This window comes from Mucilaginibacter aquatilis (assembly GCF_009755275.1).
In the GTDB taxonomy this organism is placed as follows: domain Bacteria; phylum Bacteroidota; class Bacteroidia; order Sphingobacteriales; family Sphingobacteriaceae; genus Mucilaginibacter; species Mucilaginibacter aquatilis.
This window is the reverse complement of sequence record NZ_WQLA01000005.1, coordinates 365,229-375,751: the sequence shown is the minus strand read 5'-3', so window position 1 is coordinate 375,751 and position 10,523 is coordinate 365,229. Positions and strand designations below refer to the sequence as shown.

At 42.0% G+C, this 10,523-nt stretch carries 13 protein-coding genes; all 13 read left to right on the top strand.

Features of this window, described 5'->3' with window-relative positions; all coding sequences use genetic code 11:
- Positions 1-78: 78 nt before the first annotated feature.
- The 13 genes from moaC to GO816_RS14265 all read left to right on the top strand — a co-directional run bounded on the left by moaC (position 79) and on the right by GO816_RS14265 (position 10,484).
- Complete coding sequence (gene moaC, locus GO816_RS14325; RefSeq protein ID WP_157542620.1) at positions 79-567, top strand: cyclic pyranopterin monophosphate synthase MoaC; 489 nt, start codon at positions 79-81, stop codon at positions 565-567.
- Complete coding sequence (locus tag GO816_RS14320) at positions 560-1,708, top strand: NTP transferase domain-containing protein (RefSeq protein ID WP_157542619.1); 1,149 nt, start codon at positions 560-562, stop codon at positions 1,706-1,708. Before moaC ends, GO816_RS14320 begins: the two co-directional genes overlap by 8 nt.
- Before the next feature lie 37 nt (positions 1,709-1,745).
- Positions 1,746-2,228 (top strand): molybdopterin-dependent oxidoreductase, encoded by a 483-nt coding sequence (locus GO816_RS14315; RefSeq protein ID WP_198171523.1) that lies wholly within the window; start codon positions 1,746-1,748, stop codon positions 2,226-2,228.
- Positions 2,229-2,231: 3 nt separating this feature from the next.
- Positions 2,232-2,966, top strand: a complete 735-nt coding sequence (modA, locus tag GO816_RS14310) for a molybdate ABC transporter substrate-binding protein (RefSeq protein WP_157542617.1) — start codon at positions 2,232-2,234, stop codon at positions 2,964-2,966.
- Between the two features lie 31 nt (positions 2,967-2,997).
- Positions 2,998-3,669 carry a molybdate ABC transporter permease subunit gene (gene modB, locus GO816_RS14305; RefSeq protein ID WP_157542616.1) on the top strand — a complete coding sequence of 224 codons (672 nt, stop codon included), beginning with the start codon at positions 2,998-3,000 and terminating at the stop codon, positions 3,667-3,669.
- Positions 3,666-4,520 carry a sulfate/molybdate ABC transporter ATP-binding protein gene (locus tag GO816_RS14300; protein ID WP_157542615.1) on the top strand — a complete coding sequence of 285 codons (855 nt, stop codon included), beginning with the start codon at positions 3,666-3,668 and terminating at the stop codon, positions 4,518-4,520. Before modB ends, GO816_RS14300 begins: the two co-directional genes overlap by 4 nt.
- 56 nt (positions 4,521-4,576) lie before the next feature.
- Complete coding sequence (gene moaD / locus GO816_RS14295; RefSeq protein ID WP_157542614.1) at positions 4,577-4,816, top strand: molybdopterin converting factor subunit 1; 240 nt, start codon at positions 4,577-4,579, stop codon at positions 4,814-4,816.
- 2 nt (positions 4,817-4,818) lie between these two features.
- Entirely contained in the window at positions 4,819-5,229 is a 411-nt protein-coding gene (locus tag GO816_RS14290; RefSeq protein WP_157542613.1) for a molybdenum cofactor biosynthesis protein MoaE, read from the top strand.
- Between the two features lie 9 nt (positions 5,230-5,238).
- Positions 5,239-6,231: a GTP 3',8-cyclase MoaA gene (moaA, locus tag GO816_RS14285; RefSeq protein WP_157542612.1), complete on the top strand. Its 993-nt coding sequence runs from the start codon at positions 5,239-5,241 to the stop codon at positions 6,229-6,231.
- Positions 6,232-6,290: 59 nt separating this feature from the next.
- Positions 6,291-7,460: a HesA/MoeB/ThiF family protein gene (locus GO816_RS14280; RefSeq protein WP_157542611.1), complete on the top strand. Its 1,170-nt coding sequence runs from the start codon at positions 6,291-6,293 to the stop codon at positions 7,458-7,460.
- Positions 7,457-8,647 (top strand): molybdopterin molybdotransferase MoeA, encoded by a 1,191-nt coding sequence (locus tag GO816_RS14275; RefSeq protein ID WP_157542610.1) that lies wholly within the window; start codon positions 7,457-7,459, stop codon positions 8,645-8,647. Before GO816_RS14280 ends, GO816_RS14275 begins: the two co-directional genes overlap by 4 nt.
- A gap of 86 nt (positions 8,648-8,733) precedes the next feature.
- Complete coding sequence (locus GO816_RS14270) at positions 8,734-9,894, top strand: XdhC family protein (RefSeq protein WP_157542609.1); 1,161 nt, start codon at positions 8,734-8,736, stop codon at positions 9,892-9,894.
- Complete coding sequence (locus tag GO816_RS14265) at positions 9,891-10,484, top strand: nucleotidyltransferase family protein (protein ID WP_157542608.1); 594 nt, start codon at positions 9,891-9,893, stop codon at positions 10,482-10,484. Before GO816_RS14270 ends, GO816_RS14265 begins: the two co-directional genes overlap by 4 nt.
- Positions 10,485-10,523 lie beyond the last annotated feature (39 nt).

Sequence of the window (10,523 nt, the reverse complement as noted above, 5' to 3'; positions counted from 1 at the left end):
GATAGTTATTGTCTTACTATAAGCATCAAACACCGTTTCTTAAACAGAACTTCGTAGCTTTGCAGAAACACATTGCCCATGGAGGATTCTGCTAAAGCATTCAGTCATCTTGATAACGCTACTAATATGCCTGTTATGGTTAATATTAGTGGTAAGGAGGTTACGCACCGGGTTGCAGTTGCGCAAAGCATTGTAGCGTTAACTGAAGAGATTGCTGCTCAGCTAAATAATAATGACATACAAACAAAAAAAGGACCTGTATTTCAAACAGCTATTATAGCCGGTACTATGGCCGTGAAAAGGACAGCTGATCTTATTCCGCTATGTCATCCGTTACCTATAGAAAATTGTAAGTTCGACGTAAGTTTAAATGCATACTATGAGGTTATAATACATTGCACCGTATCAGTAACATCAAAAACAGGTGTTGAGATGGAGGCTTTGACAGGTGCGAGTGTTGCTGCACTCACTATTTACGATATGTGCAAAGCTTTTTCGCACGATATCATTATTAAAGAAACGAAGCTGTTGAAGAAAACCGGCGGTAAAAGTGATTATAATGGCTGACCATCAAAAACACGTAACGCTGAGCAAGCCAACTCTTGGCCACTTCCACCGCAATGAGCTTGGGATATTAGGTACCAATTGTGGCTTGATACGACAGCTGGCTAACGCCATCATCCTTGAACTGTCTTCCATATATAAAATAGCTTATATTGATGCTGAACATAAACAGGCTCCAAATCAAGACGATTCAATACTGAGTCACGGTGGTTCATTTGAATTGGTAGACAAGATAAGCTATCGTAACTTAAGTTTAAAACGAACATTCAATACTTATCAAAGCAGGTCTTTATTTAATGATCAGGACCTGGTGCTGGTAAATGCTAATCACTTCCCTTCTCAATTTCAAGTTGCCGTAATTGACCCTGCAAAGCCGCTGGATAAAAAACTTGAAAAGCTTAGCAACGTTCAACTCATATTATTAACCGAGGGCGTCACAACGCTGCCACATTTTCTTTCTGCGCATCTTCCTGCTGGATTTGCTGCACCTGTTTTAAAAATTAAAGATACGTTGGCGATAACAGCCTTTATTAACACTTGGTTGAAGCAGCGGCAGCCTCCGCTCAATGGGTTAGTGTTAGCAGGTGGTAAAAGTGAACGCATGCAAACCGATAAAGGAAGTATAAGCTACTTTGGCGATAGTCAGCGTAAGCACGTACATAACTTATTAAATTCATTTTGTTTAAATACATATGTTTCTTATGCCAGTTACCAGGATGTGCATGCCGAGGAACAATTGCCGGTAATAATTGATTGTTTTGCAGAATTAGGGCCACTTGGAGGCATACTCTCTGCATTTCGGACCGCGCCTGATGCCGCATGGTTAACAGTGGCTTGTGATATGCCATACCTGTCTATTGAGACCCTAAACTATTTAGTACAGCATCGAAACCCATCAAAATTGGCCACCTGCTTCGTTAACGCTAATAGTGAATTTCCCGAGCCGTTAGTTACTATTTGGGAACCTCGAGCTTACCCTGTAATATTACAATTTTTAGCACAAGGCTATTCTTGTCCACGCAAAGTGTTGATTAATTCTGATGTAGAGTTATTACAAGCGCCAAACACAATTGAGTTTAAAAATATAAACTTACCGCATGAGCGCGATGCGGTTATAAATCATTTAAAAACCGGGTGTAACTAAAATGCTTTATCTTGTTCCATTATACTTACAGCATCGTATGAATAAAATGAAACTGAGCTTGCTAACTATATTAACAATACTGTGGTTTACTGCAGGCGCTCAAAATATAACGGTAAGCGGAAGAGGTATAAGTACTGTGACTTTAGGGAAAGCTGAAATATCGGCTTTAAAGCCTGTTATAATTATGGCAAAAGGGCATGATCAAAAAGTACACAGATATACGGGTGCTGCCCTTGCCGATGTTTTGAAGAGAGCTGGTGTAATTTTGGGCGATTCATCTAAGCGGGAAACCATTTTATCTTACATAATAGTTACCGCTGCTGATAAATATAAGGCCATTTATGCCTTGCCCGAAATTGATCCGCTTTTTGCAAACCGTACAATTATACTGGCTTACAAAGTTGATAAAAAGGCATTGCCTGAAAACGACGCTCCTTTCCAAATCATAGTAGCGGGTGAGAAAAAACATGCTCGCTGGGTAAGACAGGTAAGTGCTATCGAGTTGGTTACAGCCAAGTAAGCCATGAAATTTAAAATCGCCCTGTACGTATTACTTCTTCCTATAACAACCTATGCGCAAAACCTGCGTGTTGCTGTTGCCGCAAATGCCCAGTATGTAAGCGAGGCGCTGGTTAAAGAGTTTAAAAAGCAAACCGGTGTTGAAGTGCAATTGATTGTGGGAGCATCGGGTAAGTTTACGGCGCAGATACAAGAGGGGGCTCCCTTTGACGTTTTTATGTCGGCAGATATGGTTTATCCGCAAAGGCTATATGAGAAGAAACTAACCGTTTCGGCGCCTAAAGTTTATGCTTGCGGTACTTTGGTTTTATGGAGCACAAAGTTGAAGCAGCCCTTAATATCCTCTCTCACTCAACAAAGCATCAGTAAAATTGCAGTGGCTAACCCTAAGCTTGCACCATACGGAACAGCAACTATGCAGGCACTAAAACAGCTTAATTTATTAAATGCACTTCAACCCAAAATTGTATACGGCGAAAGTATAGCCCAGGTTAACCAATATTTATTAACCGGCGTTGCTGATGCTGCATTTACAGCTAAAGCTGTGGTAATGCACGGTGAAAACAAAAATAAAGGTAGCTGGACTGATGTTGACAGCAAGCTGTATAAGCCTATTGCCCAAGGCGTGGTTATATTAAAAAACGCTGATAAGCAAAATATGAAGTACGCCACCATGTTTTATAATTTTTTATTTGGTAGTACAGCTAAGCACATTTTTAAAGCTTACGGCTATAAATAACTATTTTCCAAGTAGCCTAATCTTAATAACAATGTATCAACCACTGTGGCTTACCTTTAAACTTGCATTCGTTACTACGGTGTGCTTAATTATTATAGGTATCCCAATAGCTGCGGGGTTAGCGCAAACTAAGTCAAAACTAAAATCAATTGCTGAAGCAGTAATTAGTCTGCCTTTGGTACTGCCGCCATCAGTTTTAGGCTTTTATTTGTTGCTGGCTTTTAGTCCTCAAAACGGGTTAGGCAAAATGCTTAACGATGTATTAAACCTGCGTTTGATATTTTCTTTTACAGGTTTAATGCTTGGTTCTGTTATTTATAGTCTACCATTTATGGTCCATCCGGTCCAGGCAGGTTTAGAAGCTTTGCCTGTAAGCTTAAAAGAGGCATCGCAAACATTGGGTAAAAGTAACATAACCACATTTTTTAAAGTGTTGCTGCCTAATATTAAACCAGCTTTATTAACTGGAGCAATTTTAACCTTTGCTCATACCTTAGGTGAGTTTGGCTTGGTTTTAATGATAGGGGGAAACATTCCGGGCGTTACAAGGGTAGCCTCCATTGCCGTTTATGACGAAGTTGAGGCATTGAATTTTAGCACAGCACATGTTTACGCTGGTGTATTGCTAGCAGTATCTTTTGTCATTTTGCTCATAGTGTACACTACAAACAGGCACATTTTTAAAAAACGTATCACTCAATGATCAGTATCAACATACAAAAGCAACTGCACATGGCGCAGGGCATGGGTATGCTGAACATCAATGTGCAAATTTCCAGCAAGTCTTTCACAGCAGTTTACGGTCCTTCGGGTGCAGGAAAAACCTCCTTGTTGAGAATGATTGCGGGTCTTATGCAACCTCAGCAAGGTAGTATCGAGGTTGATGGTGTTACCTGGTTCAACTCTGTAACTAAAATAAACCATACTCCTCAAAATCGGGATATCGGCTTTGTATTTCAAGACAACGCGCTTTTCCCAAACATGACCGTTGAAGAAAACCTGCTATATGCCTTACCTAAATATGCCGACAAATCCAGGATATATCGCTTACTCGATATGGTGGGGTTGCAAAGTCTGGTCAGACAAAGACCGGAGTTCTTATCAGGAGGGCAAAAACAGCGTGTGGCACTCGCGCGTGCGTTGGTAAGGCAGCCTAAAGTGCTATTGCTTGATGAGCCATTATCGGCCGTAGATGATTTAACCCGGGTAAGTTTGCAAAATAATTTGCAGCAATTACATCATGAGCTGGGGCTAACAACAATAATGGTGAGCCATAACGTGCCCGAAATTTTTAAACTGGCTGACAATGTTATACATCTTGATAACGGTTTGGTGAAACAAAACGAAACGCCGGCACGCGTGTTTAATATACTGAATGCACAGCATGGGCTTACCTTACTTGGCGAAGTGGTGCAGGTAAACAACTCAGAGATTTTTATACTGGCTGATGGCAATATTATTAAAGTGAAGCAAGCGTTGCAAACAGCACACTTAAGCATAGGCAGCAAAGTAAGTATACACGCGGCTGACCTTTCTTTAAAAAAGCTTTCTTAACTTTACTACTGCCGCAAAATTTTACAGCAATTGTTTTGCTGCTTTTTATTATAGCAATGAATGTTTTACTATTTGGCATTACACGAGATATCACAGGGCAAAGCAGATTAACTGTTCCCGCTGATGCAGGTGTTACTACCGTTGCCGGTTTAAAGCAATGGTTGGGAATGCACTATCCTGCTTTTAAACAGTTACAATCGTTAGCCATTGCGGTTGATAATGACTATGCCAGTGATGAAGATACCATTGGCCCAGAGCAGGAAATTGCGTTAATACCACCAGTTAGCGGCGGATAGTGATGTTGATTAGACTAGTTGAACATATTGACCTTAATGAGGCATTTGCTTACCTCAACTCGCCAACGGCTGGTGCCGTAAATTTCTTTATAGGTACAGTACGCAACCAAACCAAAGGCAAAGAAGTTTTGCATCTTGATTTTGAGGCCTATGATGCAATGGCACTTACACAAATGGAAAAGCTGGCTAATATTGCCATGCACAAGTGGCCGCTGGTAGGTGTTGCCGTTATTCATGCCACCGGAGCTAAGCAGCCGGGTACACCTGTAGTGCTTATTGGCGTATCATCGGCTCACCGCGAGGCATCTTTTGAGGCATGCCGTTTTTTAATTGATGAATTAAAGAAAAGCGTTCCTATATGGAAAAAGGAATACTTTGAAGATAACAGCGTTTGGGTGAATGCTCATCCGTAACCATAAACAATGAATAACAAACTGGTAGATAAATACGGCAGGCAGCTGAATTACTTGCGGCTTTCGGTAACCGATCGTTGCAATTTCAGGTGCTATTACTGCATGCCCGAGGAGGGTATCAACTTTGCCCGTCGCCAGGATTTGCTATCATTTGACGAAATGCTGTTGCTGTCGGATGTTTTTTGCCGCCTTGGTGTAAGCAAAATACGCATTACAGGTGGCGAGCCTTTTGTGAGAAATGGTATAATGCCATTTTTAAAAAAGCTAAGTAGCACCCATGGTTTAAACGAAATTACGGTTACCAGCAACGGAACCCTTTCTGATAAATACCAGGCACAGCTAAAGCAAATGGGCATTAGTAAAATCAACATCAGCCTCGATTCGTTAAGCCGTGATCGCTTTATGCAAATCACCCGTCGCGACGACTTTGAAAATGTTTATGCCGGCATATTTAAACTGCTTGATAACGGTTTTAGGGTAAAGCTGAATTGTGTGGTGGCTGAGCATAAGAATATTCAGGATATTATTCCCTTTATTGAACTTACACGCAATCATGCGCTATCGGTACGTTTTTTGGAAGAAATGCCATTCAACGGAAGCGATGGTTCGCAAGTATTATCCGACTGGAATTACCGCCGTATTCAGGAATACATTACTGCACACTACGCGGAGATAACGCCGTTAATTAATGAAGACAGTTCAACCTCTGTAAATTACAAAATTCCAGGCTATGCAGGAAGCTTTGGCATAATACCTTCGTTTAGCCGTACATTTTGTGGAACCTGTAACCGCATCAGGCTATCAGCCACCGGCGAGCTGCGTACCTGCCTATACGGACCGCCGGCTGCCAATCTCAGAGATATACTCAGGAGCGGGGCAACTATTGAAGAAGTTGAAAAATGCATTATAGGCGCCGTAAGCACCCGCGAAGCAAATGGTTTCGACGCTGAGGCCGCAAGTAACGGAGCAACTCATACGTCCATGTCGGTATTAGGTGGGTGATGCTTTACTATATTTAATCACTCTTGTTACCGCTTAAAGTTTTATAAAAATCTACATCAATGCCTGGCAAACAAGTTAACAATACTGATGATGCGTTTCATGATTCGGAAGACGCCGGGCGTTATTCCCGTCAGGTTGTGCTATCGGGGTTTGGCTTAGCGGCACAGCAAAAATTAAAAGAAGCTAGAGTGCTGATAGTAGGAGCAGGTGGTTTAGGCGTGCCTGTATTGCAATACTTAACAGGAATGGGCATAGGTACTATAGGCATAATTGATGCCGATGTAGTTAGCCTGAGCAATTTGCACCGCCAGGTTTTGTATAATGAAAATGATATAGGAAAAAGCAAGGTTGAAACTGCTGTTAACAAATTAAGTAAGCTTAACAGGAATGTGAGGTTTGAAGCTTACAATCAATTATTGTCTGTACAAAACGCTCTCGAAATAGTAATTAATTATGATATAGTGGTTGATGCTACCGATAACATAAGCACCCGCTATTTGATAAATGATGCCTGCGTAATAAGCCACAAGCCATTTGTATACGGTGCTGTGCAGCAGTTTGAAGGGCATGTTAGTGTGTTCAATTACCTCAACGGACCAACCTACCGGTGTTTATACTCAACACCACCGGCCAACGGCGAAATTCCGGATTGTAATACAGCCGGAGTACTGGGTGTTACACCTGCTATAGTGGGTAGCCAGCAGGCATTACAAGTAGTCAAACTAATTACAGGAATAGGCAAAACGCTCTCCGGCTACCTGCAAATATTTGATTTTTTACAGGATGAACAGTATAAAATGAAATTGAAAATTCGTGCTGAAAGCAGGCAGATTACCGCCCTTCGAAACAGTTATGCGGAAGTAGTATGTAATACCGTATTAAAGCTTTCAGTTGATGAATTATTTGATTGGTATGAAAGCGGAAAGCAATTTCAGCTGATAGATGTACGCGAGTTAAAGGACTTTCAAACCGGACATTTGACTGGCGCTGTATCCATCCCTTACAACCAGTTTAATACTGGGGAAATCCATATAAATAATAAACAGCCCGTAGTCATGTTCTGTCAAAAAGGAGCCCGAAGTAACAGCACTGCGCAAATGCTACAGCAACGCTACCCCGAAGCTGAAATTTACAGCGTTTTAGGCGGTATGGAATATTGGGAAGATGAATTTGACGATGAGTATATAATTACACCAGATTTGCAAAATGGCGGAGGAAGCACTGTATGATATCAGTTGGTGAAGCGTTAGATATTGTAAGGCAGCATACATTAAGCTTTGGTGTTGAAATGGTGCCATTGCTGCAATCAGTGGGACGCATCCTGGTGCAGGATATAAAAGCTGATCGCGATTTTCCGCCTTTTAATAGGGCAACTATGGATGGCATTGCTATCAGTAACCAAGCTTTTCAAGCAGGCACCCGTTCGTTTATAATTGAAAGTATTCAACCGGCCGGCCATCCTCAAAAGCAACTTAATAATCCAAGCCATTGCATTGAAATTATGACAGGCGCTATGTTGCCGTTTGGCACCGATGCGGTTATAAGATATGAAGACATTGTAATTGATATCAACGTTGCAACGGTAAACATTAACGCTGTTTCGCCTTGGCAGAATGTGCATTTACAGGCAACCGACGAAAAAGTGGGGGAAATACTGGTAAATTCTGGTCTAAAAATAACGCCCGCTATTGTGGCAACAATGGCTACCGTTGGCTTAGCTGATGTTGCAGTTTACCGCATGCCGCGCATTGCCGTGTGTTCAACAGGTGATGAACTGGTGCCGGTTAATGTGCAGCCTTTGCCACATCAAATACGGCAATCCAACAGTTACATGTTGTTGGCCGCATTGCAGCAAGCAGGTATTAACGCAACTGCTTGCCATTTGCCTGATGAGCCTGTTGCAATGGAGCAGCAAGTTCAAAGAATGCTGCAGCAATATGATGTACTCCTGTTTTCGGGGGCGGTATCAAAAGGCAAGTTTGATTATTTACCACAGGTTTTGCAACAGTTGGGTATGCAAACACTTTTTCACAGCATAGCTCAAAAGCCGGGCAAGCCGCTATTATTTGGAAAGTTCAATGCAGGGCCGCTTGTCTTCGGTTTTCCTGGTAACCCGGTATCCACGTGGGTCTGTTACCAGCTTTATTTTAAAGCCTGGTTAAGCGGGTGCCTGGGAGTTTCGGTAACCGTTGTTGCTGCATCATTAAGTAAAACAACAACGTTTAAACCACAGCTTAGCTGTCATCTTTTAGTTAAACTCAATTATACAAACGACGCCGTTTTTGCCGAGCCTGTAGATACCTCAACATCTGGCGATATGGTTAATTTAATTAAAGCCAATGGCTTTATAACTCTGCCGGCTAATGAAGATACATTTGCAGCCGGACGTTTGTTTAATGTGCACCTGTTTGATTAGTACTGTGTAAAAGCAATGTGTTTCACTGGTAAAAGTTGAGCAACCTTTTCATCAACGTATTAATTTCATAAGTTTACGCTATACCTATGAAAGAACTTGAAGATATAGTTAGTGCTTATGATATTGCTTTGCAGCAAGGTAAGCAAACGGCATTGGCTACTGTAGTGCAGGTAGAAGGATCATCGTACCGCAGGGCCGGTGCCCGTATGTTGGTTACCGAAGATGGGCAACTAACAGGCGCCATTAGCGGCGGTTGTTTAGAAGGCGATGCCCTGCGCAAAGCCAGGTTAGTAATGGCCCAGCAGCAGCCAATGTTGGTTACCTATGATACTACCGATGATGACGATGCGAAATTAGGCGTTGGTTTGGGCTGTAATGGTATCATTCATATTTTAATAGAACCCGTATATGATACTAAAGAGCATAACCCCATAAGTTTGTTTAAAAGGTTTTTAGCCAAACGCAGGCAAGTGGTTATAGTAACACTCTTTTCACTGGCCGACCGTAAGTTATCTCAACCCGGAACCATACTTTTTTTAAGCAATGATGAAGTAATTTATAATGGTAACGATGCAACACTGTCTGTTTCGTTGCAGAATGATGCAAAGGAGGTTATTAAAGCAGGTAAATCACTGACCAAAAGCTACCTCAACGAAGAGGGTACCGAATACACAGCTTTTATTGAAATATTGAAACCTGCTGTATCACTACTGGTTTTTGGAGCAGGTAATGATGCTTTGCCGCTGGTAGAGATGGCCGCCGTTTTAGGATGGCATGTAACCATAGTTGATGGGCGGGCAAATTACGCTGTTGCGTCGCGTTTTCCACGGGCCAGGCGTATGCTTTGTGCAAAGGCCACAGAGGCACTCTCTCTAATTAATATAGATGCTTTTACGGTTGCAGTGTTAATGACGCATAATTACAACTATGACCTGGCTATGCTTCGCCAGTTGTTGCCGCTACAGTTAGCCTATGTTGGCAGCCTTGGACCTAAAAAGAAACTACAGCGCATGTTGAACGAGCTGCTCGATGACGGGTTGGATATAACTGCAGATCAATTGAAAAGCATTTACGGACCCACCGGCCTGGATATAGGTGCGCAAACACCGGATGAAATAGCGCTATCGATACTATCCGAAATACAAGCGGTACTACAACAGCGCAAGGGAACATCGCTGCGAGATAAAACTACGGTTATAAATTCCCCCGAAATGGCAGCTTTACCCGTAAATCAAGAAAATTTATGACCGGCATTGTTATTCTCGCTGCCGGATCTTCAACGCGTATGGGGCGTCCTAAGCAGCAGCTTCCATATAACAATGGCACGCTTTTGCAAAATGCTATTAATGCGGCCCTTGGCGTTGAAAGTGCAGGTGTGTACGTAGTGCTCGGGTCACATGCCAATGAGATTACTGATGCGATTTCGCACTTGCCCGTAAATATACTTTACAATCCTAACTGGCAGCTGGGAATGGCGTCCTCAATAAGTACCGGAGTTAAAGCATTATCAGCCAACAAGGATGTTGACAGTGCTTTAATCATGCTTTGCGATCAGCCTTTTGCCGATGCCTCATTATTAAATAATCTTATTCAATTAAAACCCGATGCGGCAAAGTATATTGTAGCCTGTGGCTATGCTAAAAGTATTGGGGTTCCGGCAATATTTAGCAGGAGTTACTTTGGTCCTCTATTATCTTTAACCGGCGAACAAGGCGCTAAAAAGCTGATTGCCGAGAATGCAGATGAAGTGATTGTTTACAATTTTGAAAAAGGTAAAGTTGATATTGATACTCCGGTAGATTACGAAATGCTCAAGCATGGACAATTTAATAATTGATCATAAAGAGAGTAATTAAAAATCCAGTATGATAACCTT

Bases quoted from the DNA above. Each gene is read 5' to 3' on its own strand.
- moaC (WP_157542620.1), top strand. From the start codon at position 79: ATGGAGGATTCTGCTAAAGCATTCAGTCATCTTGATAACGCTACTAAT.
- GO816_RS14320 (WP_157542619.1), top strand. From the start codon at position 560: ATGGCTGACCATCAAAAACACGTAACGCTGAGCAAGCCAACTCTTGGC.
- GO816_RS14315 (WP_198171523.1), top strand. From the start codon at position 1,746: ATGAATAAAATGAAACTGAGCTTGCTAACTATATTAACAATACTGTGG.
- modA (WP_157542617.1), top strand. From the start codon at position 2,232: ATGAAATTTAAAATCGCCCTGTACGTATTACTTCTTCCTATAACAACC.
- modB (WP_157542616.1), top strand. From the start codon at position 2,998: ATGTATCAACCACTGTGGCTTACCTTTAAACTTGCATTCGTTACTACG.
- GO816_RS14300 (WP_157542615.1), top strand. From the start codon at position 3,666: ATGATCAGTATCAACATACAAAAGCAACTGCACATGGCGCAGGGCATG.
- moaD (WP_157542614.1), top strand. From the start codon at position 4,577: ATGAATGTTTTACTATTTGGCATTACACGAGATATCACAGGGCAAAGC.
- GO816_RS14290 (WP_157542613.1), top strand. From the start codon at position 4,819: ATGTTGATTAGACTAGTTGAACATATTGACCTTAATGAGGCATTTGCT.
- moaA (WP_157542612.1), top strand. From the start codon at position 5,239: ATGAATAACAAACTGGTAGATAAATACGGCAGGCAGCTGAATTACTTG.
- GO816_RS14280 (WP_157542611.1), top strand. From the start codon at position 6,291: ATGCCTGGCAAACAAGTTAACAATACTGATGATGCGTTTCATGATTCG.
- GO816_RS14275 (WP_157542610.1), top strand. From the start codon at position 7,457: ATGATATCAGTTGGTGAAGCGTTAGATATTGTAAGGCAGCATACATTA.
- GO816_RS14270 (WP_157542609.1), top strand. From the start codon at position 8,734: ATGAAAGAACTTGAAGATATAGTTAGTGCTTATGATATTGCTTTGCAG.
- GO816_RS14265 (WP_157542608.1), top strand. From the start codon at position 9,891: ATGACCGGCATTGTTATTCTCGCTGCCGGATCTTCAACGCGTATGGGG.